Here is a 26,276-nt window from a genome sequence, read left to right as displayed (position 1 = left end):
CTAACAAAATAGATTCGGAAAAATAGATTTTTTTAATTTTTACTTTTGAATTTTTACTTTCTTACTCGCTAACATCCAAGTTTAATTCTTTCTCTTTATTAATTAAGTGAGCGACGCTTGTGTCATTTAGGATTTGCAACATTGCATTTCGAACTTCGATAAATGTATCGCGGATACCGCAAACATGTTCTTCAGTACATTCTTCACAAGAACGATAAAAGTTAAGGCTCACACAAGGCAATAGCGCAATCGGCCCATCAATTAGGCGCATTACCTGAGAAAGGTAGACATCTTCTGGCGCTTTATTCAAGCTGTAGCCACCGCCAGCACCTTTTTTAGAATATAAAATCCCAGCATTTCGCATTTCCAGTAAAATCTGTTCCAAAAATTTCTTTGGAATACGCTCTTCTTCTGCGATTTTGACAATCTGCATGGGTTCATTGCCGTAGTTTCTACCTAGAACCATCAAAGCTTTAATTGCGTATTTTGTTTTCTTAGAAAGCATATTTTTTACTCAATTCTGAATGTAAGATATCAAAAATACAGAATTTTATACGTTAAAAAAAATTAGGGCGTCAGTACTTCGACGATTGGAGTGCCAATGCTGCCATTTGGTTCTGTAATATGCAATAATGCCGCTAGAGTTGGCGCAATATCGGTGATGTGCGTGGTCTTATTCGTTTTTCCAGGCGTGATTCCCCAGCCCATAAAAACCAACGGAATATGCGAATCATAAGGCGACCAAGTTCCGTGCGTTGTTCCTGTTGAGCGAGGCGTTCCAGAATACCATTGCGGTTCGGTAATGATTTGGATGGCTCCGCTCCGTTTGCGATTGTAGCCATTGATGATTTTTTCGCGCAATTGTTGCGGAACGAGCATGTTTTCGCCGCCTTCCATATCAACAACAAAAGCAACTCCATCTTCATGGCGCAATTGTTTGATAATCGATTTTTTGATTGCGGCTTCGTCTAAATTTGCCGCTTCAATCTTGGTATAATCCAGATGAACTTGATAATTCATTAGACTGCGAACCAATTTCTCTTGTCCAAATTCATTTTTCAACGAATCATTTAAATTCGTAAGGATTTGTCGTGCATAAAAATATCCTCCGTTTCCACCTTGATCCATAAAGTATCGGGAATTGTAGGAAGCACCATGGTCTGCCGTCAGAAAGAATGTGTAGTTTCCTTTTCCAACGGTCTCATCCAGGTAATTGAAAAATTCCGCAAGTTCTAAATCCAAGCGCAAGTAAATGTCTTCCATTTCAACGGCACTTAGCGAATACCGGTGGCCAACATAATCAGTTGCCGACAAGCTTACGCACAAGAAATCAGTATTGTTGGTCTCGTTATTTCCTAAATGCTCATTTTTGATAGCTTCTTTAGCAAGGTCAAAGGTTAGCGTGTTGCCCTGAGGTGTGGTTTTGATTAATTCATAACCCGCATCCTTCATCAATAATGACGTTTTGCGAGGCAATGTAGGCGTTTCTTCGCCAGCCCATTTTCCTTCATACACATTATCATCGCTTATGCTAGACGTGTATGTTTCGATTGGGTACAAAGTGTTCCAATCCTGTTTTAAATATTTATCTGCTAATTTTTTCTTGTTGAAATCGACCACCCATTTTGGCAAAGATTCCATGTAAAATGTACTGCTAATCCAGTCTCCCGATTTGGCTTCAAACCAGTAAGCCGCATCTGCAAAATGCCCTGCCGGTAAAATTCCACCTCGGTCTTTTATGGCGATGCCAATGACTTTCGATTGGAAATTACTAGCTAATTTTAATTGGTCGGTAATCGTTGATGTCAATAAATTTCGAGGCGATTGTTTCCCTTCTTTTTCAGAACTTCCCACACCTTCGACACTATCATCTTCGGTACAATACATCGCGACGCCAGTTTGCTGTTCAATCCAATCATTGGCTGCAATTCCATGAATAGCCGGAACAGAACCTGTATAAACAGAACTATGGCCTATGGCAGTATACGTCGGAACATAATCAATCAGTGTATTTTCACATGAAAAACCTTCTCTTAACAAACGTTTGAAACCATTGTCAGAATAACGGTCTGCAAATCGGTACAAGTAATCCCAGCGCATTTGGTCAACCATTAATCCTACGACAAGCTTTGGCTTATCTTTCTGTGCGAACGTTACGCTGGATATTAAAAGCAGACTGCTAAAAAGTATTCCTAATTTTTTCGTCATGGTTGTGCTGTTAAACTATCGATTCTTTGTGTTGGACAAAACTCAACTTTTTAAATGGCTCTTCAAAAATTTTCCGGTAAAGGATTCATTACACTTTGTCAAATCTTCTGGTGTGCCTGCAAAAACAAGTTTTCCACCTTTTTCTCCACCTTCTGGACCAATATCAATAACCCAATCCGCCGACTTAATCATGTCCATATTATGTTCGATAACCAAAATGCTATTTCCCAATGCAATTAGCGCATCGAATGATTTCAATAGTTTTTGAATGTCATGGAAATGAAGGCCAGTTGTAGGTTCATCAAAAATGAATAGCGTTTTCTTTGCATTATTTCCTTTTATCAAAAATGAAGCTAATTTGATGCGCTGCGCCTCACCGCCCGACAAAGTGCTGGATGATTGTCCTAATTTGACATAACCTAATCCCACATCTTGCAATGGCTGTAATTTGGCTATGATTTTGGCTTGGTCAGCAAAGAAAATGATGGCTTCGTCCACACTTAAATCCAAAATATCAGCGACATTTTTTTCTTTATAAACCACATCCAAAACATGTTGCTTAAATCGTTTTCCGCCACATGCTTCGCAAGGCAGAATAATGTCAGCCATAAACTGCATCTCGATTTTCACCTCGCCATCGCCTTGACAAACATCGCAGCGACCACCTTCCACGTTGAACGAAAATGCTGCAGGTTTCAATCCGTTTGCTTTTGCTGCTGGAAGATTGGAATACAAAGCGCGAACCTCGTCCCAAGCTTTGACATAAGTCACCGGATTTGAGCGAGAAGAGCGACCGATTGGATTTTGGTCAACCATCTCTACTTGTTCTACACCAGTTATATCGCCTTCAATTCCATCAAATTGGCCAGATTGTTCTCCAGAATAATTCCCGATTGCTTTTTGCAATGCCGGATAAAGAATGCGTTTTACCAAAGATGTTTTCCCTGAGCCTGAAACTCCAGAAACAACTGTAAATACATGCAACGGAAAATCAACATCAATTCCCTGCAAATTATTTTCACGGGCACCTTTAATTTTTATGGCGTCCGTCCATTTTCTTCGGCTTGCCGGAACTGGAATCTTTAATTTTCCGCTCAGATAATTTCCGGTCAAACTGTTCTTATCTTTTATAATCTCATCGTAATTCCCGGCGAAAACCAATTCTCCGCCATTGATTCCTGCTTCTGGACCAATGTCAATCAAATAATCTGAAGCTTCCATCATTTCCTGCTCATGCTCCACAACAATCACCGTATTTCCTAGGTCGCGCAAAGATTGCAGAACCGAGATTAGTCGCTGTATATCACGAGGATGCAGACCGATGCTCGGCTCATCCAATACGTAAATCGAACCGACCAATGAACTTCCTAGCGATGTAGCCAAGTTAATGCGTTGGGATTCACCACCCGAAAGCGTGTTGCTCAAGCGGTTTAAGGTTAAATAGCTTAAACCCACATCGCATAAGAACTGGATGCGGTTGGTGATTTCTGCCAGCAATCGTTTTGCAATTAGCAATTCATTGTCCGCAAGATTCAGATTTTGGAAGAAAACCAATGCTTTATCAATCGGCAACAAGACAATATCAATTATTGATTTGTTATTTATTTTAACATACGAAGCGTCTTGACGCAATCTTGACCCTTTACAGTCAGGGCAATCCGTTTTTCCGCGGTAGCGGGAAAGCATCACGCGGTATTGAATTTTATAAGTCTGTGATTCTAATTCGTCGAAAAACGAATTTAATCCATCGAAATATTTATTACCTGTCCACAAAACTTCTTTTTGTTCCGCTGTCAAATCCGCGTAGGCACGGTGAATAGGGAAATCAAATTTTAGCGCAACCCGAACTAATTTGTCCAAATAAGTGCCCATTTTTTCACCTCTCCATGGAGCGATGGCTCCATCGTAAATGGATTTTCCTTTGTCAGGAAAGACCAAGTCAGGGTCGATTCCAATCACTTTTCCGTAGCCTTCGCAACGTCGGCATGCGCCATATGGATTGTTAAAACTAAAGAAATTGGGCGTCGGCTCTTCGAAGACGATGCCATCCAGCTCAAATTTATCGGAATACGTTTTCTTCTCGCCGTCGATATCAACAATACATTCGCCCTTTCCTTCGAAAAAGGCAGTTTGTACAGAATCCGCTAAGCGATTGATGGTATCTTCCTCATGGTCTAATCGAACTCTATCGATGACAATCTGAACATCTGTAGCTTTGAAAGCTTTATTCGGAACGTCTTTGTCTTCGATTAAAGACTCAATTTTATGAATTGCGTCTTTGTATTGCACACGCACAAATCCTTTTTGAAGAAGCAAGGAAAGTTCTTCCTTCAGCTTCCGGTTGTTCAGCGGAATCAAATGAGTCAATATCGTGACCGTCCTGTCGTCTGCGTGCGCGCTTACGGCGTCGACAACCGATGTTACCGTATCTTTTGTGACTTCTTTTCCTGATACGGGAGAATACGTTTTGCCGATACGCGCAAACAACAATTTTAAATAATCATAAATCTCCGTTGAAGTACCAACGGTCGAACGTGGATTGCTCGTAATGACTTTCTGTTCGATTGCGATTGCAGGAGCAATTCCTTTGATAAAATCAACTTCAGGCTTATTCATACGGCCCATAAATTGGCGCGCGTAAGACGACAAGCTTTCAACATAGCGACGCTGTCCTTCGGCATATAAAGTGTCAAAAGCCAAAGAAGATTTTCCTGACCCAGACATGCCGGTAATAACAACTAAATTGTTCTTTGGGATATCAACATCAATGTTTTTGAGGTTGTTGACGCGTGCGCCTTTGATTTGTATATGTGATTTGGGACTGTGATTCGCATTTTTTTGCATAGCCTACAAAATTAAGCATTTATTGTTGCATCATTTTGTTTAGAAAGTAAAAATTCAAGAATTAGTTTTCCTGTAAATTAGATTTATTTTACTCGTGATGAAGTGTATAGGAAAAGCAAAGGGATGTCCTATTTCTTGGGGAAAAGAATTTTCTTTGAGGATTTAAAAAACGTAAGTTATTCATGGATTGAAAATGCAATTATTCTTCTTCCGCTCCACCTTCTTCCGCGTTCAGAATTGTATCTTCTTTCTCTAGCTTAATAAGAAGTTTGTCAACTTCTTCTTCCGAAGCAGTAAGTTTTGCTTTGCAAAGACTAATCAGTTCCGAAGCTCTTTTGATTTTGTCCGACAATTCATCCACATTGATTTCTCCTGATTCAATGGACGAAACAATAGTTTGCAGTTCATTAAATGCATCTTCGTAGGTAAACGTGTTCTCCATTTCTTATGATTTTTGTGTAACAGTACTTTTTATTTTGCCATTGGCAACAATGGTTTCCAGCTCGTCTCCGACTGTCAGCTCTTCAATTCCCATCACAGCTTTTCCATTCACGCGAGTAATGCTGAATCCGCGCTTCAATAATTGCAAAGGATTTGCCAATTGAATCAAACGGCTTGTGTGAGCCAAATCGGAAAAACGTTCCTTCAATAATTGACGGCTAAACAATTGCAGGTGCTGTTGCGCATTATTTACTTGGTTTTTCTCTCGATTAAATACAGTCTTGCTATTCCAAGTCAGCGATTGAATCAATTGCTGGATGGCCAGCTTTTCCTTCTTAAATTTTTCATTCGAATACTGAATCAGCCTTTCTTGCGCCTGGTCGACGGGAATGGCGAATTGATGAAATTTCTGAATTAAAAAATCCGCCAATTCAGAAGGCGTAATTGCATTTTTGTAAGCGACCATCTCACTTACCGTTTCATTCGTCGAATGGCCAATTCCTGTCAAAACCGGGATTGGAAATATGGATATGGCTCGCGCCAATAAATAATTGTTGTAACTCGACAAACCAACTTCTCCGCCACCACCACGAACAATTAACAAAGCGTCATAGGCATCCGTTCGTTCGGCAATAACGGCCAATTGTTTGATAATCGAAGGTACCGATTTATCGCCCTGCAAAAGCGCTGGATACAATGTCGTTTCGAATTGGTAACCCCAAGGGTTTTGGTTGATAATTTTAAAAAAGTCCGATAAGCCTTTGCTTGTTTCCACCGAAATAATTGCCAACCGTTTCGGAACTAATGGGAATGGAAGCGTCTTATTTTGGTTAAATAATCCTTCTTGATGTAAACGTCGAATGCTTTCTTTCTTTTCCTTCTCCAATTCTCCCAATACAAAAGTCGGGTCGATATCTACAATTTTAAGGCTCAATCCATACAAAGGGTCGTAGGAAATTCCAGCTTGAAACAAAATGGTAATGCCATCACGTAAAGGTTCTTGAAGAATCTCTAAAAACTGGCGATTGATGCGTTCGTAGTCGGTTTTCCAGAGAATGGATTTAATTTCAGAAACAATTTTTCCATCTTTTTTCTCGACCAATTCGGGATAAGCATGTCCAGAATGTGAATAATGATTCAGCTTATTCATTTCAGCTTTAATCCAATACAAACTTTGGTAGCGGTCCGCAAGCGTCTTCTGAATGCTTCGAGTCACTTCCAATAACGTAAATATGGTTTTATCTGCTATTTTTTCTGGCATAAGCCAAATATACAGATTAATTCTTTCCAAAAAATCAGGGACTTTTAAGCTTTTAATTTTTACATTTATGCATATGAAAAAAACAGCACTTCCTAAATTTTTCGTTTTATTTTTTAGCCTGATTTCGATAACAGCTTTCGGGCAATATAAGCAAGCGGTGGATAATCATGTTCTGTTAAGCAAAAATCCATCACAATCAATTCCATTGAAAAGATTGGATGAACTTAAAATTGCTGTCGTAACAGCTTCTCCAGCTCATTATGCTCCTTTCGTGTCGATGCTTCAGCGTTATGCCGAGGTCAGCAGTTTTGATTTTCATCAATATGACGAGAAAACAAAATATTACAACACGATTATTGTAGCGGGGACTATCGAGGATTTGCGCGGTGATTATCTGGCGATGGTGCAACAATCCATTGTCAACAGGAAGCATGTTATTTTTTGTACATTCTCTCCGCAAAATACAGTCGCGGGGACTCTGAATAATTCATTCCGCCAGCAAAACATTACCTTATTGGATGTTGCCGATGCAAGCCCTGCACATCAGGAACAAATGGCGATGTCAATTTTTGGAGGTTTAGGAATCACTGAAGGTCAAAATAAAACCGAGCAAACCCGACTTCAATACACAAAAGGAGAGCGTTCAGGTTTAGATATTGCAAAAATGACTCAAAAAATCGATGCGATTGCGCAAGAAGCGATTCGTGAACATGCTGTACCGGGATTGGTCGTGATGGCAGTGAAGAACGGTCAGGTGATTTTTGAAAAATCCTACGGATATCATACCTACGAAAACAAAATACAGACGAAAACGACAGATATTTTTGATTTGGCATCCATCAGCAAAATTGCTGGGACGACTCCTGTCATCATGCATTTGCAAGAGTTGAAGATTGTAAATTTGGACAGCACGATTGGCCGGTATTTGTACCAAGCCAAGGGAACGAATAAGGAAAACATTCCATTGCGCACCGTGATGTTGCATGAAGCTGGGTTTACGCCATTTATTCCATTTTACAGAGACTTAAAAAAAGGCGATTTGCAAACATTTTCGTCAGAAAGCCATCAGGTAAAAGTGGCTGACAATTCCTACCTGATAAATAACTATTACCAAGATGTGATGTGGCCGACGATGCTTAAATCTTCGATAAAGAACGCAGGAAAATACATTTACAGCGACATCAGCATGTATGTGATGAAGGAAGTTGCGGAGCACGAAACGAGCCAGCCAATGGATGAGTATGTGACCGATTTTTTATATGCACCTATCGGAATGAAAACTGCAGGCTACAATCCGCGGAATCGTTTTGAAAAAGATGCAATTGTGCCGACGGAAAATGATACTTCATTTAGAAAGGTTTTGTTGGAGGGCTATGTTCACGATCAAGGCGCAGCAATGGCAGGCGGAGTTGCTGGACATGCGGGTTTATTTAGCACGGCAAATGATTTGGCAATTTATGCACAATTGTTGCTCAACCGAGGAGATTATGGAGGCGTTCGCTTCTACAATCCAGCGACTATTGATTTGTTTACGTCAAACCAATCGAAAGTCAGTCGCCGAGGATTGGGATTTGACCGTGCAGACCCAGATCCAAAGAAAGAATATCCTTCGAAATTAGCAAACAGTTCGGTTTATGGGCATACCGGTTATACCGGAACGTGCATCTGGATAGATCCAAAACACCAGCTAACCTATATTTTTCTGTCGAATCGAGTGCATCCTCAAGTTAGCACTAAGCTGTACGAATTAAATGTGCGCAGCCGCATACAAGATGCGATTTATGAAACCATTAATGAGGCTAAATAGATGAAGAAAATACTGTTGATGGCATTTTGCTGTTTAGGATTGGCGCAAGCACAGGATTACAAAGCAATCCATCAAAAGCTTACGCTTGTGGATATGCATAACGATGCGATTTATGAAACCATTTTCTCAGGAAAGGACATTGGGCAGCGCCTGAAAACAGGACATACAGACCTTCCCCGTTTGAAAGAAGGAGGGGTCGACGTTCAGGTATTTGCCGTTTGGTCGGATGACAAAAAATATGGCAAAGGCAAAGCTTTTAAACATGCAAATGCACAGATCGATGCTTTGGAGAAAATGCTTGCTAAATATCCTGAGCAGATTGCGTTAGCAAAAAACAGCCGTCAGATTGATTCCATTCAACGCACTGGAAAAATCGTTGCGCTGATCGGCGTGGAGGGTGGCAACATGATTGAGAATTCGATCGAAAACTTAGAAGCACTATACAAAAGAGGAGCTTTGTATCTTACCTTGACTTGGAATTACAATTTATCGTGGGCAACGGCGGCGGCAATTGAAAGTAAAACAACAACGAGTCAAGGGAAGGGCTTGACCGAGCACGGCAGAAATATCATCCGTAAAATGAATGAACTGGGCATGCTGGTTGATTTATCACATGCTGGCGAGCAAACGTTTTATGATGTTCTTAAAATTACGAGCATACCGGTATTGGTATCACATTCCAACGCTTATGCCCTAACGCCACATTATCGGAATTTAAAAGATGAACAACTTTTAGCATTAAAGAAAAACGGTGGCGTGGTGGGCGTGAATTTTTATTCAGGATTTCTGGATTCAGGTTATAATGCCCGCGTGAAGAAGCTCTACAAACAGCATTTTGGAGACAAAGGAGATTATAAGCTTTCAGTTACCCGACAATATGAAAGCCTGCCTGCCAATCTGAAATCACAAGCCAACGCTCCTATGTCAAAAGTGCTGGAACACATCGATTATTTAGTGAAGATGGTCGGAATCGACCACGTGGCTATTGGTTCTGATTTTGATGGCATTGAATCGCCCCCTCAAGGACTGGAAGATGTTTCCAAATTCCCTAACCTCACAAAAGCTTTGTTAGGGAAAGGTTATTCAGAACAAGATGTTGCCAAAATTATGGGCTTGAATTTTTTAAGGTTGCTGAGAGAAAATGAAAATTAAATTTATCTGTAATTGAGATTTATTTCTTCCCAAACACAACATTCTTCAAAATCTTCCAATTAAAAAGCATGATCGCAATCAATAAAATGCCATAGGCAATGTATTTATACGGTTCAATGCTTTCTTTAAAATAAAATATCGCCAAGAGAAAGGCAAGTATTGGGTTGATGTACAACAATACGCCTGTTGTTGACGAAGAGATTTTTATCAACGCATACATGCTAAAATATAGCGGGATGATTGTGAAAAAGACAGCAATAATTACGACTGTCTCCCAAAAAACAGGATCGGTCGGCAAAGAATGATTGCTAATGAGCAACAAAGGAACCACAAAAGCCGAACAGATCAACAGTTGAACCGCGAGAATAGTTAATTTGTCGAAACCCTGCAGCACCCGTTGGATAATTAGGTAAAATGCATAAGATGATGCGATGGTAATTGCCCAGGCAATATCTAAAAAGGAGCCTGTAGCCAATAAACAACAACTAAAAAAAGCTAGAAACAACGCGAATTTTTTTAGCGGAGATAATCCCTCTTTCAATATAAAATAAGCTGCAAAAGTTGTAATCAATGGGCAGATCATATAAGCCAAAGCCGCCGATTGAATACTGACATTGTTAATCGAATAAATAAAAGTATACCAATTCGCAAAAATCAAAATCGAGGCTAGCAAAGTCAGCCAGCTAATTTTCTTTTTCTCGGATTTTGTCAATTCGTTGAAATGATGATAATCGGCAATCAGTTTTTTCTTTCGGAAAATCAAGATAAATAGCCATAACAGAACAACGGCCGAAAGGATGCGGTAATACAAAATGTCTTCCGCCGGATATCCGTTCAAAATCCTTACGGGAATAGACATAAAGCCCCAAATAAAGGGTGCTAAAAAAGCCGCAAGAAAATAATTTCTGCGGCTTTTAGTGTGTTGAATATCTTTCTCCACTATTCCGCTTTCCAGGCTATGACTGAAATTTCTACGTTTACGTTCTTTGGCAATGTCTTGACAGCAACACATTCTCTAGCGGGCTGGTTCTTGGTGAAATACTGTGCATAAATTTCATTTACAACAGCGAAATCACCCATGTCGCTTAAAAAAATAGAAGCTTTAACGACATCTTCAAACGAATAACCTGCGTTATCCAGAATAGCTTGCACATTTTTGAGTACTTGATGCGTTTCATCTGCTATTCCAGAATCAATGAGTTCCATCGTTTCTGGAATCAAAGGAATTTGTCCGGATACATAAAGTGTATTTCCCGCTCGAATTGCCTGATTGTAAGGACCAATTGCTGCAGGAGCTTTTTCTGTATTCAATAGGATTTTGGTTGACATTTATTTTAAAATAATAAATTTATAGATAAGTGCTAAAATGAATAAGCTGAAGGCAATAATGTTCATAATAATCATTGCCCGTTTATTGAAGCGTGACGATTTTGAAATCTTATTATTTTCCTGATTATTCATTTAGCTAAATTACAATGCATAACTTGCAATCACAAACATTTCAAAGATAATTTCAATATGAAAACTAAAAGAGCCTTGACCAATGGGAAGATTTTTTCGGGATATAAACTATTTGAAAAAAGTGCTTTGTTAATCGATGGAGAAAACATCGTTGGAATAGTTTCAGAAAATGATATTCCTGCAGATTATATAGTTGAAGATGTTCATGGATCGAATGTTTGTCCTGGACTTATCGACCTTCAGATCTACGGGACTGGAAATGTACTTTTTTCATCAGAACTGACAGCAGAGTCCATTCGTTCGATTGAAGAAGATCTTTTAAAGCAAGGATGTACTTCTTTTTACCTGACCTTGGCTACCAATACGCTGGAGATATTTAAAGATGCGGGCCGCGTTTTCAACGCGGCAAAACCTGAAGTTGCTTTGGGATTGCATTTTGAAGGACCTTTCTTAAACAGCAAAAAAAGAGGAGCGCATCCGGAAGAATTGATTATTGAAGCAACTGATGAAGCGATTTCTGATTTGCTATCAACTGCAGAAAATAGTGTGAAAATGATGACGATTGCTCCTGAGCTTGTTTCTGATGAAGCAATAAAAAATCTTCTTGCGCGAAATATTCTTTTAAGTGCTGGCCATAGCGCAGCTACTGCAAAACAAACCGCAAAATTTTATGAGCGGGGCATAAAAACCGCAACACATCTTTGGAATGCGATGAGTCCATTTCATCACCGTGATGTGGGTTTGCCCGGCGAAATCTTATTGGATAAAAATCTTTCTGCATCAATCATTGTAGATGGTGTTCATGTGGATTACGAAACCGTTGCGTTAAGCAAAAAGCTAATGGGCGAGCGATTGTTTCTAATAACAGACGCCGTTGGCGCATGTGAAAAAGGAATTTACAAACATGTGTTTAACCAAGATCATTATGAATTGCCTGACGGAACATTATCCGGATCATCATTGAGTATGCTTCAGGCTATAAAAAATTGTGTTAACCAAGTTGATATTCCATTAGATGAAGCCATCCGCATGGCAACGCTCTATCCCGCGAATTTAATTGGCCGGTCAGATTTAGGAAATCTGAATGCTGGCGCAATAGCCAATGTGTTGGTTTTTGATCAAGGTTTTGAAGTAAATCAAGTCATTTTTCGCGGAAAGTCTGTGAGTGCTGTTACGATTTAACAGCCATAGATTCTGTATTATCATATTTACAAATGCAAGATTCTTAACTCTCTCGCGAAAAGTGTAGATTTGCCTCTTATGATTAAACACTATTCAAAACTGTTGGCTATTTTTAGCTTGTTGATCATGGTTTCGGTTGTCAGCTGTAAATCTAAAAAAGAAAATAAAAACAATAAAGTCTTGGTGAACACCCAAGCAAACCCGTCGAATTTACCTCCGCCGGCGAGGCAAAAACTCGACACGGTGGTTCGTACAAATAGGCCTGCGCAACAGACGGCTGCTGTTAAAGAGCCTGTGGTTGTTGCAGAAAAGCCGATTCAGGTAGATTTGCCCAATGTACCTCGCGAATTCAGGGCTGCTTGGATTGCTACAGTGGCAAATATCAACTGGCCTTCGAAAAACAATTTGTCGGTTGACCAGCAAAAACAAGAGGCAATCGCCTTGTTGGACTTGTTGAAAAACAATAATTTCAATGCTGTTGTTTTTCAAGTCCGTCCTTCGGCAGATGCCTTATATAATAGTGAATTTGAACCTTGGTCCTATTTCCTGACTGGAGAAATCGGCAAAAAGCCTTCGCCATATTATGACCCTTTGGAGTTTTGGGTTGAAGAAGCGCATAAAAGGGGTCTTGAATTGCATGTTTGGCTGAATCCTTATCGCGCGCACCACAGCAGCGGTGGCGCTGTTACAAGCCAATCCATGGTGAAGCAGGCTCCTGATATGGTTGTCCGCTTGAAAAATGGAATGTATTGGTTTGATCCTGCAAACAAAAATACGCAAGACCATGCTTCGAAAGTTGTATTGGATATTGTGAAGCGATATGATATTGACGGAGTTCATTTTGACGATTATTTTTATCCATATGCATCCTATAATGGAGGTGGAGATTTTCCAGATAACGAGTCATGGAATCTGTATAAATCTCAAGGCGGGACTTTGTCGAGAGGCGATTGGCGCAGAGATCATGTAAATAAATTCATAGAGCGTGTCTACAAAGAAATTAAAGCGGAAAAGAATTTCGTGAAATTTGGATTGAGCCCATTTGGGATTTGGAAGCCAGGCTATCCAGCCGGAGTATCGGGTTCTTCTCAGTACGATGAATTGTATGCAGATGCAAAACTTTGGCTAAATAAGGGCTGGATCGATTATTTTGCGCCACAATTGTATTGGCCTGATTATCCTGCAAAACAAAGCTTTAGCGCCTTGCTGAAATGGTGGGAATCAGAAAACACATTTAAGCGCCACCTGTGGCCTGGGCTTAATACCGTAGAAATTCGCTCCCCAGACAGAGCAAAAGAAATCATCAATCAAATTGAATTAACAAGAAAATTAACTCCGAATAGTCCGGGTGCCATCCATTGGAGCATTGCGGGACTAACAAAGAATCCTCAATTATTGCGTTCGGTCGCTGAAGGCCCTTATTTTACAAAAGCACTGATTCCAAGGTCGCCTTGGCTAAGCGCGAATCCATTGTTAGAGCCAACTTTATTGCTAACCCCTGAAAAGAATAGCATTTTCGCTAAATGGCAACATAAACAGCCCGAACAAGTAAAGCACTGGGTTGTCTACGCGAAGTATGGAGATATTTGGGAATATGAAATCCTAGATGCAGATATAACGGCTAAAGAATTTGCCAAATCAAAGAACGGACAGAAGCTTAGTTTTGTTGCGGTAAAAGCTATTGACCGATTAAGCAACGAGAGTAATTATATAGCGAAAAAGGTGGATTAAGGTTCGTCGATTATTAATAATATTAAGGGGTTGCTTTTGAGCAACCCTTTTGTTTGCAACACTATTTAATGTATAGTAATGTTGTGTTTTTTTTAGTTAGTTTTTACGGTATTATTGCGTTTTGTTGGTCTGAATTTTTTCTATTTCTTAAAAATATATACAAGTTTGGTAGGATTAATTAAATATGTTTTATTTAAATTAATTTAAATAGCGGTTTTGTGTTGTTTTTTAATAAAAATTGCAAAAAGTTGCACTTTAGCTAAATTATTTTTTTACTATTGTAAAACAAGAAGCCAAAACTGTAACACTAAAACAGCTTAATATGAAATAAAACTACTAAAATTGATTTTTTCGAGATAATTCCATTTTATCTCACTCACCTAATTTTTTTAAAAACATTAACCTAACAAAAATAGATGATGAAAGCGCATATTATTACGGTTTTTATTATGTTATTCTGTTATTTAACGAACACAATAGCAGCCGAAAAAAATAACTTAGCAAAAAAAGATTCTGAAATAACTCAAAATACCGTTTCTGGTGTAGTGTCTGATAGCAACGGTCCGCTATCTGGAGTTTCTGTAAATGTCGTCGGCACGAATGTAAGTGTGCAAAGCAGCACAGACGGCGCCTATTCGATTGCGGCAGCACTCGGAAGCAAACTTCGTTTTACCTCGATTGGCTACAACAGCAAAGAAATTAACGTTGCAGGAAATGTTTTAAACGTTACGCTCGATGCTGACGATGCAAACATAGACGAAGTTGTAGTTACCGCTTTAGGTATACAGCGGGAAAAGAAAAGTTTGGGATATGCCGTTCAGGATATCAAGGGCGATGAACTGATGAAAAACAAAAATCCGAATCTGATCAACTCGCTTAATGGTAAGATTGCAGGTTTGAACATAACAAATTCTGGAGGCTCGCCCGGTGCTTCAGCTTCAATCATTATCCGTGGAGGAACATCGTTGGAGCGCGATAACCAGCCCTTATTTGTCATTGACGGAATGCCAATGGACAATTCCACCGGTGTGGGCGATATGTCTGCTTTTGATGGCAACACAAATATTTCTACTACTAACGGAAACCGTGCGATGGATATCAATCCAGAAGACATTGAATCAATTTCCGTATTGAAAGGCCCTACAGCGGCTGCATTGTACGGTATCCGCGCTGCGGCGGGTGCGATTGTAATTACGACTAAAAAAGGAAAAGATGGCGTTGCTTCGATCGGCGTAAATTCAAGATTCGGTTCCAATTGGGTCAACCGACTTCCTGAATCACAGAAAAGATATAAGCAAGGGACTAATCTTGATGGAGCGGGTGTCGATTTATCCACATATACTTCCTGGGGAGATGAGTTTGCTCCGGGAGAAACCGTTTACAATAATTTAGAAGATTTCTTCAAAACGGGTTATACATATGATAACAGTTTTAATGTTGCGGGCGGCAATCCCAACGGAAATTTCTATCTGTCTGGAGCACACTTAAAACAAACAGGTATCGTTCCGACAACAGATTACGGACGTACAAACTTTCGTTTTAACGGAGAGCAAAAAGTAGGGATTTTCAAATTCGGTGCAACGGCAGCTTATTCAGAAAGTAAAACGACAAAAACATTAACCGGAACAGGTTTGTGGGGTTCTGGAGGAAATGGGTATATGGAATCCATTATTGCATGGCCTCAAAGCGTGAATATGAGAGACTGGCAAAATGTTGACGGATCTCAGAAACTATTGTTTACCAATGGAAGTACACCAGTAGAGGTTTTAGGAAACGCGATCGATAATCCATACTGGACAATCAATATGAATCCTCAAAATGATAAAACGAATCGTTTCTTAGGTACATTTTATACCAATGCTAAATTTACAGATTGGCTAGATTTCACTTACCGATTGGGTGTAGATAATTACACTTCGACCTACACTTCTAAAATTTCTTCAGGATCTGCGGTGAATGAAGTTTATCAAAACGGAATGCTGTCGCAAAATGTTAGGCAGTACAATTTTATCTCCAATAACTTTTTGTTAAACGCGAATAAGCGATTTGCAGATCAATGGGATGTGAACTTCTTGTTGGGAGCTTCGACAGAAGATATTCAAGGCAAATCGACAGCTATCAAAGCTCAGAATTTTGTCGTTCCTGGATTTTACTCGTTTAATAATGCGAACCAAGAAGATAAATTTGCATTCGACAATGTAAGTAATGTTCGAAGATTAGGCGTTTTCGGAGATGTTAAAGTTGGCTTTAGAGACATCGCTTATGTGGGCGTGACTGCTAGAAATGACTGGTCGTCGACATTGCCGCTTCACAGCCGCTCATTTATGTATATGTCATACAGCGCAAGTCTTATCTTTACGGAACTGTTTGAAAAGAATGACATCTTAAGCTACGGTAAATTGCGTGCTTCATGGGCGGGTGTCGGTAAAGATGCAGAGCCTTATAAAACTAACTCTTACTTAGATCCTGTTGAATTGACAATTGGCGGTGGATACAAGAATTCATGGACATTGGGGAATCCAAATTTAATTCCTGAGAACACAGAATCCTTCGAGCTTGGTACAGATTTGAAATTCTTCAGAAATAAATTGGGAATTGAATTTACTTATTACAATAACCGATCAGTCGATCAGATTTTGTCACCTCGTGTAGATAATGCGACGGGGGGAATTTTCCAAACAGTGAATGCCGGTATTTTGCAAAATAAAGGAGTTGAATTAACGGTTAATTTCTCGCCGATTAAAAAGCAAGATTTTTCATGGGATGTGATGCTGAATGCATCGCATAACAAAGGAATTGTGAAAGAGCTTCCTGGAGGTTTAGCCATTTTATATGTAACGGATGTTCAGGTTGCGGATGGAAAAGCGGCTTCCTATAACAACGGAGATTTTATGGCAATCAGCGGAAAAGACTGGACAAAAAATGAAGATGGTAAATACATCTTAAATTGGAACACAGGCTTGCCAACGGTAAATCAGGATGCAACAGTGCATGTCGGAAACAGAGAGCCTCAGTTTTTAGGTGGCTTAAACAACAGTTTTACCTACAAAAATTGGAACCTTTCGTTCTTGTTGGATTTCCGTAAAGGTGGCGATGTTTTCAATGCAACAAATGTCTTGATGACTCAGTATGGCCTGGCCAAACAAACTGAAAGTAGAGGAAATACAGTTGAGCTAACAGGTGTAGCTTTAAATCCTGCGACAAACCAATACGAGGATGTAACGAAGCAAATTACAGCTAACGAAGAATTCTATACCCGATATTACATCAACAAGACAAGCAATTTCATTGAGGAAGTAAATTGGCTACGCCTTAGATCGGTTGATTTGTCGTACAACCTTTCGCCAGATTTATTGGCTAAAACAAAAATATTTAAAGGAGCAACAATTAATTTCAATGCAACCAATTTATTCTTGATCACAAATTATTCTGGAATGGATCCGGAGACGAGTGCTGCGGGTGCAGGTGTGATAGGTTCTGGTTCGGTTGGTATTGACTATGCCGGCGTTCCCAATACAAAAGGGTTTACGTTTGGTGTTAATTTAAAATTCTAAGAAATGATGAAAAAGTTATTTTCAATAGTAGTAATTGCAAGTGCATTAACGATGAGTTCTTGCGACAAATGGCTTGATGTTAATGATAATCCAAACAATCCAAATACAAAAGTTCCTACAGTTGACTTGCGTTTGCCTTCGATCATTGCTCGTTTTGCAGAAGGCTATGAAAGCGGTGGAACCCGTGCGGCATTAATTTCGCAGCAAATTGCTGGAACAACTGCCAATAACTGGAATTTGGCACGTTGGAACATCACAACGGCAGCGGTGAATTGGCCTTATCAGCCTTGGTACATTTATACAGCAAACAACATTCCTGATTTAATCGAAAAAGGTGAGGAAACAGGAGCATACCATTACATCGGTGCAGGGAAAATAATTTGGGCTTGGGGATTCACAGCTTTTTCAGACTTGTACGGAATGCTTCCGTATGAAGAAGCTTTTGTGGGTGGAAACATGACTCCGAAATATGATCAAGGGGATTTAGTGTATGAAAAGTGTTTAGTGATTCTGGATGAAGCAATCGCAGAATTGCAGAAGACACAAAATCCTTCGGCTCCATTGCTTGCTAAGGGAGATTATTTATATGATGGCGATCCACAAAAATGGATCAAATTGGCTTATGGGATTAAAGCTCGATTGTTAAATCATTTGTCGAAGACAGATCGATATGATGCTCAAGCAATATTAGATTTATTAGATAAAGCACCGAAAACTGCATTAGAAAGCGCTTTATATCAATATCAAGATCGTGCGGAATCCAATTCATTGGTTACGGAATCTCTTCAATTTCAGAATAATACATCGAATCGCTTAACAACCGTGTATATCAATTACATCCTGAATAATTACACCGGAGCTCCAACTGGGGGGGCCAACATGGAAGATCCTAGAGCTGACTTGTTAATTCCGCGTTTTTTGCCGAGCAATGTCAGGACGCCAGGGGTTGACATGAATGAAATCCCTGATGCAGGATTTGGTTCAACGATTTCTTTGTACGCAGGATTACGACCTGTCGCTGGAGTTTCGACGGGCTCTACATATGTGGATGCTGGCGCAAAAGGCCTTTTATTAACGAGTGCGGAAATGCATTTTATCAAAGCAGAGGTGTTATTTAATCAGAATAATAAAACTGCTGCTTTAGCGGCTTACAAGGATGGCATTAAAGACCACATGGAAATATTAGAGGTTCCTAGTGCTTCGATTACTCAATTCTTAGCGAGTACGTCTGTCGTTCAAGATGCAAATGCGTTGACGTTAAGCCAGATTATGATCCAAAAATACATTGCTCTTTCTTATTCTCCTGAAGTGTTTAATGACGTTAGGCGTTTAGAATATTGTTCAGATGCAACAGGTAAATATAATGAAGCAACAGGTATCTACAAAGGTTTAAAAAGACCGAAAGCGGTGTTTACATTGGCTTTGCCAACAGATGATGTATGGCCAAGAAGATTTGCCGTTGCTTCTTACGGAATCAACTACAATTTGCAAAGCATCATCGCTTCTGATGCGGATGCAATCAGCGCAACTTATACAACGAAACGTATATGGTGGGATGTAAAAAAATAGATTAGCATTAATTCTTAGCGAATTTATTGTGGCCACGGTTTATCAGCTGTGGCCACTTTTTTTTGTCCTTCCTTTTGATGTTAATTTCCTAAAATTAAATCCAGTAAGACATTATTTTTCTAAAAATAATGAATTTTCCCAAAATTCTTGATTATGTTTGTTGTGTAATCAAACACGCAACAAAACTCAAGACCATGAAATCTATTTTCTCGTTAATCATCGGTACGTTCATTTTATTCAGTGCTTGTTCTGCTAATACCGGAAATAAAAAAGAATCTGTTTCGTCGCAAGAAGTGATTGCTGCGGAACCTATTTTGCCAGGTGCGGATCAATTGGAAGCTTACTTGCCATTACTCAAGGGTAAAAAGGTGGGATTGATGGGCAATCAAACTTCCATTGTCGGACAAGACAAAGAACATTTGGTGGATGTTTTATTGCGCGAGAAAGTTGATTTGAAATTTGCTTTCGCACCGGAGCATGGATTTCGCGGAGAGATTGAGCGCGGAGAAAAAGTCAGCAATGAAAAAGACGAAAAGACGGGCCTTCCGCTTTTCACCTTGTATGGCGGGAATGAAAAGCAAGATTCTATTATTCAGTCCATTGATGTGCTTATTTTTGATTTGCAAGATGTCGGCGCACGTTTCTATACCTACATCACTTCTTTGCATCGCGTGATGGAGCTGTGTGCAAAGCATGATAAAGAATTGATCGTTTTGGACAGGCCAAATCCAAACGGTGACCAAGTCGACGGGCCAGTTCGTAAAGATGATAAATTCAAATCCAATATTTCTTACCATAAAATCGCAATGATTCACGGCCTTACAGTTGGCGAACTTGCGCATATGATTAACGGGGAAAATTGGCTGGAAAACAGCAGGCAATGTAAAGTTTCGGTTATTCCAGTTAAAAATTACGATCATAGCATGTTCTATGAACTGCCGGTAATCCCTTCTCCAAGTCTGCCTAATTACCTATCGGTGAGGCTGTATACTTCTTTATGTTTATTTGAGGGAACAGATGTTTCTGTTGGTCGTGGTACGGATTGGCCATTTCAAGTGATTGGTTATCCAGATCCAGTTTTCGGGACTTTTGAATTTACGCCGGGTGAAAAGTCAGGAATGGCAAAACATGTAGAAGGCAAAGGCGCGAAAAATTATGGAGTTGATTTGAGAGGTTTAAATGCAGATGACCAGAAGTTTACATTAAAATACATTTTGGATTTCTACAACCTGATGCCGGATAAATCCAAATTTTTCGCACGCCCTGAATTTTTCGATAAGCTTGCCGGAACGGACGAGCTGAGAAAACAGATTCTTGCCGGCCTAACAGAAAGTGAAATTAAAGATTCTTGGAAAAAGGAATTGGCCGATTACAAAGTGATGCGAAGCAAATATTTATTGTACAAAGATTTTTAACCTATTTACAATTGAATTAAACCCAAAGTCGGTTTTAGCATGATTGCGCTCATTTCACGAACTAAAATGAAGAAAAACGCAAAAAAATTTCCTGTTGTTTAATTTTTGATTTACATTAGTTGCGGAATTTAAATGATTTTATATTAAATCAAATAATTTCACACCATATATAAATCTAGTTAACAATGAAGAAATTTATTTTAATATCAATTGCTTTAGGTTCGTTGATTAAAAATGATGTTTATGGATATGATATACTCATAAATAATCATCTTAATTCCCCAAAAATCCATTCGGAAAATTACTTCAGTCAGTCAGCAATCACTGGAAAAGTCGTCGGTCGCGATGGCCCTCTAGCAAATGTGACGATTTCTGTAGTTGGTCAAAGCGTATCTACAAGTTCAAATGAAAATGGAGAGTTTAGTATTGTAGCGCCATTAGGTTCAACGCTCCGATTTTCCAGTGTAGGATATGCCGCAAAAGATGTAGTCATAAGCGCTAATACTGTAAATGTTACACTTGATTTAGAAGATAATTCATTAGAAGAAGTCGTTGTCGTTGGTTACGGAACGCAGAAAAAGGGAAATCTTACCGGTGCAGTTTCTTCAATCAATGTAAAGGAAAATCTCGAAGGAAGACCAATTGCGGATATTGGACGCGCTATTCAGGGAACTACACCCGGTCTGAACGTCGTTGTCCCGAGCGGTGAGGTCGGTTCCGATCCTCGGATTCGTATACGCGGAGCGATATCTTCTATGCAAGGAACCAATAATCCATTGATTTTATTGGATAATGTAGAGATTCCCAGCATTCAGTATGTCAATCCTGATGATGTGGAATCAATCACAGTATTAAAAGACGCAGCTTCTGCATCAATCTATGGTGCGAAAGCAGCTTTTGGTGTTATCTTAATCACATCCAAAACTGGCTCCAAAAGCGAAAAAATAAATATTAATTATTCGAATAATTTCTCTTTCCAGAACCCTTTCAAACGCTATGAAATGGGTCGCATTGATGCGTTGAAATACACGATGGATGCTTTGGAGCGCGTAGGGACGCTTGAGGCAGGAGCATTTTATACGATCAATAGAGAAAGCTATGAAAAGGCGGTTGAATGGGATAAAAAGTATGGCAGTTCGCTAGGCCCTGACGATCCCACGGTATATGGTCGTGATTGGTATGTTGATCCTGCATCACCAACTAAGAAATACGGACTGCGTACATATGATCCGTACGACTATATGATCCGTGAATGGGCGCCATCGTCCACACATAATCTTTCTTTAAATGGAACGATTAATAAAACGAACTATACGCTTTCGTTTGGCTCGCTGAATCAAAGCGGTATGTTAAAGCCAGGTGATTTAGATCGCTTCAAGCGATACAATGGCGCGTTGCGAGTTTCCACTGAGGTCAATAAATATTTGACTGTTCGTGCAGGAGCAATGTTTGCCCAGCGCAACAAAACGTATCCTTATGCCACCAACTCAACAACAGCCGATCCTTGGTTGTACATGTATCGATGGAGCTCGCTTTATCCGATGGGGAATGATGAGCTAGGCCGACCGATCCGTAGCCCTTGGAGCGAAAATATGGCGGCGAATGATGCTTCCATGCGCAGAAATTACATCAACCTTAATGCCGGTACAACCATTAAGATTATGGATAATTGGAGAGTGGACGTTGATTATAATTTCACTAATGAAAATTACTCTTGGCGTAAGAACGGTACTCGATATACCGCTGCGAATTCGTGGACTGCCGCAAAAACACGGTTGGATGCTAGCGGCAATCAGATTTACGTAAATAATGAAGGTACTGTGGTTTCGGCGACAGACCCAGGAGCCATACCGGCCTACGATTTATCATATGACATGTATACACCCAACGGTTCTGCTCAAGACCACATTTACATGCGCTCGCAAAATGAGCCGAGACATACCGTTAACGCATTTACAACCTATAATTTAAACATCAACACGGATCACGAATTCAAATTCATTGCGGGTTTAAATAGTGTGGCTATGCAAGGCGACTACCATTGGACGCAAAAAGCGGATTTAATGGATATTACGAATCCGCAATACGATTTGGCTGTAGGCTTAGTAACTGGAAGTGGCGGTGAATATTGGGAATCACAGCTTGGTTTTTTTGGTCGTGTCAATTATGCTTTCAAAAATAAATACCTGTTTGAAGGTAATTTAAGGTATGATGGTTCTTCGAAATTTCCTACCTCGATGAAATGGCGATGGTTTCCTTCAGTATCCGCTGGATGGGTAGCTTCGGAAGAATCGTTTATGGAATGGTCGAAACCTGTTTTGAGCAATTTGAAATTTAGAGGTTCTTGGGGTGTAATCGGCAATCAGACCGTTCCGTCGGATTTGTATGTGTCGAATATGAATGCTGGTTTGACCAATTGGATTATCAATGGTGCGCAAACGAGTTCGGTTGGTTCTCCTAAACTATTCGTAAATGATGTAACATGGGAAGATATTGAAACATTAGATTTCGGTGTCGACGCTCGCTTTCTTAGCAATAAAATCGGTGTGACCTTCGACTGGTATGAGAAGAAAACCAATAACATGTTTGCGCCACTTGAAGGAACAACTTGGACACTAGGTTCTGAAGCTCCTTTCGGGAATTATGGAACGTTGACGACGAGAGGTTTTGAGATAGCCATCGATTTTAATCACCGGTTTGAAAATGGTTTGGGAATAAATCTTGGCGCTAATTTAGACGATGCAACATCCGTCTTTAGTGATTATACGTCGCTGAGAACTTTAGGCGCAAATTACAATGGAAGAGTGTATGGAGATATTTGGGGATTTGAAACCGATCGATTATTTCAATATAGCGACTTCATTCTAGACGCTAATGGAAAACCGCAACTTGTCCCCTTGACCGCAGATATGACAAAGTACAACACAAGCGGAGGTGGGCAAGCATACTTAATGAGCGGCGATAACCCAGTTTACCAATCTAGGTACCAAAATTCGGCTAATTTCTTCTTTGGGCCGGGAGATGTTAAGTTCAAAGATTTAAATGGAGATGGGGAGATTGATAATGGAGACGGAACAATTGATAATCCTGGAGACATGAAAATAATTGGAAATTCTACGCCTCGCTATAATTACGGATTTAGACTTGCTGCGGACTGGAAAGGTTTTGATATTTCGGCATTCTTTCAAGGGGTCGGACAGCGAAGTGTATGGGGAACAGGATTTTTAGCAATACCGGGCTGGCACGTTTCTGATGGCGCGATGCCGCAGTCGTTTGTCAGCGATTATTGGACGCCAGAGAATCAGGATGCTTTTTATCCTGCCGCAATGAGCAACGCCGGCAACGCAAATTACAATAACATGCAGGTTCAATCCCGTTATTTGTTGGATATGTCCTATTTACGAGTGAAAAATATGACGGTAGGTTATTCATTTTCTAAAGAATTGCTTTCAAAAGTGAAAATCGATAATCTGAGAGCCTACGTTGCCTTAGAAAATTTCTTTACCTGGGACAAACTGAGAGGTCTGCCTATAGATCCTGAAGGAGTCGATGGGGAATCAATTTTTAATCCAACAAGTGAAACGGGAAGTCCATTGTCCTTTCAGGCAAACAGTTATAACGGAGGGCGGACTGGTGTAGGCGTTCCTAGTTTTAAAAGTGCTTCATTTGGAATTCAGTTAAATTTTTAAACAAGCTGTTATGAAAATTATTAATAAATCGATATACATACTATTCGCGCTTTCTGTACTTGTAAGCAGCTGCAGCAAAGACTTTTTGGAAAGACCGGATGAAACAAAAATTAACGATGACGCGTATTGGAGAAATGCCGCTGATGTCCGCTTGTATGCGAATGATTTTTACACAAATTATTTTCCAGGCTATAATTCCGGATTCGGTGTAGATTATGCGCCTTTAACAGGCTATTATTTAGCAGATGATTTTACTGTTGAAGGAAATCAGACGGCATTTGAAGCAACGGTTCCTATAACTCGTGGATCTTCGACAGCAACGCCTACGATGCTGACACAATATTCTGGCCCTTCATGGAATTTTTATTGGCTTAGAAAGTCAAATATTATGATCGATAGGATTGACAATAAAGCAAAGCCAAACATGACTCAAGCTGAATATGATCATTGGAGTGCAGTAGCAAGATTTTTTAGAGGCTTTGAATATTCGCGACTAGTTAGTGTTTTTGGTGACGTACCGTATTTTGAAGCGAGTGTTGATCCTTTGGACAAAGCTAACATGTATAAAGAACGTACGCCAAGAGGCGAAGTAATGGATAAAGTGTACGAAGATTTTACATATGTACTAGCCAATATGTCTTTGGATGACGGGAGAGGTTATGTGAATCGCTATGTTGCCGCTTCATTCATTTCTAGGCTAATGCTTTTCGAAGGTTCATGGCAACATTATCATGGCTTGGATGCGGCACGCGCTAAAAAATATTTAGAACTGGCTGTCGAAGCTTCAAAATATGTGATGGATAGCGGGAAATGGAATTTTAACTCAGATTTTAAAAGTCTATTTGCTTCAGATGATTTAGCATCAAATGCCGAAGTCATTTTCTATAGAAGCTATATTGATGCATTAAAAATTACACATGCTGTCGGTTCGTACAGCAATGGAACAGAGTTGCAGTCCAGAGGTTCAAATTTGAACTTAATAAAATCTTTTATTTGTACTGATGGACAGGCTTATCAAAATTCGACGGTTGTAAATGCCAATAATTTTTCGTTGAAAAGTTTGGTTAAGACGCGTGACCCAAGATTTGAGGCGACTTACATGGATACAGTAAATACGCCATCATCAACATTATTTTATGCGCATAAATTTGCAGCTAGAGAGGCCTTGACCTATATCGGAAAGACTTATCCAGCTAAGTGGGGTTCCAATACCAATACAAACGACGCACCAGTAATCCGTTTGGCAGAAGTTGTTTTAAACTGGATCGAAGCCAAGCAGATTTTAGCGGAGAATTTTGGCGACGCTGCGGTTTCGCAAACTGATTTAGATGCCTCAATCAACAAAATCAGGAACCGTCCATTGGATGCGGACGCTGTCGCAAAAGGCGTGACAAAGACCGCTTCATTAACACTGACATCAATTCCAAATGATCCATCTCGCGATACGGATGTATCGGCTTTGATGTGGGAAATCCGCCGCGAGCGTAGGATGGAATTTGTGTATGAACATACTCGTTTAAGCGATATTCGCCGCTGGAAAAAATTAAACTACATGAACTTTCAGCATGTGGATTATTCATTGGGTCCATGGATCAATGCTGTAACTGCTTTGCCTAAAGATGCTGCCGGTAAAATAGCCGCAACCTATATTGGCAGGTTGAAAATTTTAAATGCTGCTGGTGAGGTCATCACCTACGACGGCAATAATCAGGCTCAGCTTATCGGATATTACGTTGTTAGAAATTTCGGGAACAGAGCTGCATTCACCGACAAAAATTATTTATCGCCGCTAGGCCAAAATGAAATCCAGCAATACCAGAATTCTGGATATACGTTAAGCCAAAACCCGGGTTGGCAATAATTAAATAGGGTTTAAGTCCGTCTCAACTATAAATGAGGCGGATTTTTGTATAGTTTAGACTTCGCGGTTCACTATTCGCGTTAACTATCCACGTATAATTT

16 protein-coding genes are annotated in these 26,276 nt (G+C 39.9%); 9 read left to right on the top strand and 7 right to left on the bottom strand.

Translation table 11 applies throughout. The features are described 5' to 3' along the window. Window positions 1-61 precede the first annotated feature (61 nt). From C4F49_RS09765 to xseA, 5 genes are all read right to left on the bottom strand, one after another. Complete coding sequence (locus tag C4F49_RS09765) at window positions 62-505, bottom strand: RrF2 family transcriptional regulator (protein WP_196935669.1); 444 nt, start codon at window positions 503-505, stop codon at window positions 62-64. A 62-nt stretch (window positions 506-567) separates the two neighbouring features. Beyond that, window positions 568-2,208 carry an alkaline phosphatase PafA gene (gene pafA / locus C4F49_RS09760; RefSeq protein ID WP_196935668.1) on the bottom strand — a complete coding sequence of 547 codons (1,641 nt, stop codon included), beginning with the start codon at window positions 2,206-2,208 and terminating at the stop codon, window positions 568-570. Between the two features lie 42 nt (window positions 2,209-2,250). Beyond that, window positions 2,251-5,052, bottom strand: a complete 2,802-nt coding sequence (uvrA, locus tag C4F49_RS09755) for an excinuclease ABC subunit UvrA (RefSeq protein ID WP_196935667.1) — start codon at window positions 5,050-5,052, stop codon at window positions 2,251-2,253. 199 nt (window positions 5,053-5,251) lie between these two features. Continuing rightward, on the bottom strand, window positions 5,252-5,494 hold the full coding sequence (gene xseB, locus C4F49_RS09750) for an exodeoxyribonuclease VII small subunit (protein ID WP_196935666.1): 243 nt from the start codon (window positions 5,492-5,494) through the stop codon (window positions 5,252-5,254). Window positions 5,495-5,497: 3 nt separating this feature from the next. Further along, window positions 5,498-6,754 (bottom strand): exodeoxyribonuclease VII large subunit, encoded by a 1,257-nt coding sequence (gene xseA, locus C4F49_RS09745; RefSeq protein WP_196935665.1) that lies wholly within the window; start codon window positions 6,752-6,754, stop codon window positions 5,498-5,500. A gap of 73 nt (window positions 6,755-6,827) precedes the next feature. Between xseA and C4F49_RS09740 the strand changes: the two genes are divergently transcribed. Together C4F49_RS09740 and C4F49_RS09735 are read left to right on the top strand one after the other, a co-directional pair. Next, window positions 6,828-8,561, top strand: coding sequence for a serine hydrolase domain-containing protein (locus C4F49_RS09740; RefSeq protein WP_196935664.1), 1,734 nt, complete (start codon window positions 6,828-6,830; stop codon window positions 8,559-8,561). Beyond that, entirely contained in the window at window positions 8,562-9,713 is a 1,152-nt protein-coding gene (locus tag C4F49_RS09735; RefSeq protein ID WP_196935663.1) for a dipeptidase, read from the top strand. 19 nt (window positions 9,714-9,732) lie between these two features. Here the strand turns inward: C4F49_RS09735 and C4F49_RS09730 are convergent, their stop codons facing one another. Further along, on the bottom strand, window positions 9,733-10,653 hold the full coding sequence (locus C4F49_RS09730) for an EamA family transporter (RefSeq protein WP_196935662.1): 921 nt from the start codon (window positions 10,651-10,653) through the stop codon (window positions 9,733-9,735). After that, on the bottom strand, window positions 10,653-11,042 hold the full coding sequence (locus tag C4F49_RS09725; RefSeq protein ID WP_196935661.1) for a RidA family protein: 390 nt from the start codon (window positions 11,040-11,042) through the stop codon (window positions 10,653-10,655). The genes C4F49_RS09730 and C4F49_RS09725 overlap by 1 nt, the downstream gene beginning before the upstream one ends. Window positions 11,043-11,231: 189 nt before the next feature. Between C4F49_RS09725 and nagA the strand changes: the two genes are divergently transcribed. The 7 genes from nagA (at window position 11,232) to C4F49_RS09690 (ending at window position 26,175) form a co-directional block, all read left to right on the top strand. Further along, window positions 11,232-12,356, top strand: a complete 1,125-nt coding sequence (gene nagA / locus C4F49_RS09720; protein ID WP_196935660.1) for an N-acetylglucosamine-6-phosphate deacetylase — start codon at window positions 11,232-11,234, stop codon at window positions 12,354-12,356. Window positions 12,357-12,434: 78 nt separating this feature from the next. Continuing rightward, window positions 12,435-14,087, top strand: coding sequence for a glycoside hydrolase family 10-like protein (locus C4F49_RS09715; protein WP_231388262.1), 1,653 nt, complete (start codon window positions 12,435-12,437; stop codon window positions 14,085-14,087). 419 nt (window positions 14,088-14,506) lie between these two features. Next, window positions 14,507-17,641 (top strand): SusC/RagA family TonB-linked outer membrane protein, encoded by a 3,135-nt coding sequence (locus C4F49_RS09710; protein WP_231388261.1) that lies wholly within the window; start codon window positions 14,507-14,509, stop codon window positions 17,639-17,641. 3 nt (window positions 17,642-17,644) lie between these two features. Continuing rightward, window positions 17,645-19,210, top strand: coding sequence for a SusD/RagB family nutrient-binding outer membrane lipoprotein (locus C4F49_RS09705; protein WP_231388260.1), 1,566 nt, complete (start codon window positions 17,645-17,647; stop codon window positions 19,208-19,210). A gap of 194 nt (window positions 19,211-19,404) precedes the next feature. Continuing rightward, window positions 19,405-20,625: an exo-beta-N-acetylmuramidase NamZ family protein gene (locus C4F49_RS09700; protein ID WP_196935659.1), complete on the top strand. Its 1,221-nt coding sequence runs from the start codon at window positions 19,405-19,407 to the stop codon at window positions 20,623-20,625. Between the two features lie 185 nt (window positions 20,626-20,810). After that, window positions 20,811-24,314, top strand: a complete 3,504-nt coding sequence (locus tag C4F49_RS09695; RefSeq protein ID WP_196935658.1) for a SusC/RagA family TonB-linked outer membrane protein — start codon at window positions 20,811-20,813, stop codon at window positions 24,312-24,314. Window positions 24,315-24,324: 10 nt separating this feature from the next. Further along, window positions 24,325-26,175 (top strand): RagB/SusD family nutrient uptake outer membrane protein, encoded by a 1,851-nt coding sequence (locus C4F49_RS09690; protein WP_196935657.1) that lies wholly within the window; start codon window positions 24,325-24,327, stop codon window positions 26,173-26,175. Window positions 26,176-26,276 lie beyond the last annotated feature (101 nt).

Source organism: Sphingobacterium hungaricum (assembly GCF_015210005.1).
In the GTDB taxonomy this organism is placed as follows: Bacteria; Bacteroidota; Bacteroidia; order Sphingobacteriales; family Sphingobacteriaceae; genus Sphingobacterium; species Sphingobacterium hungaricum.
This window is presented reverse-complemented; position numbering and strand designations above follow the sequence as displayed.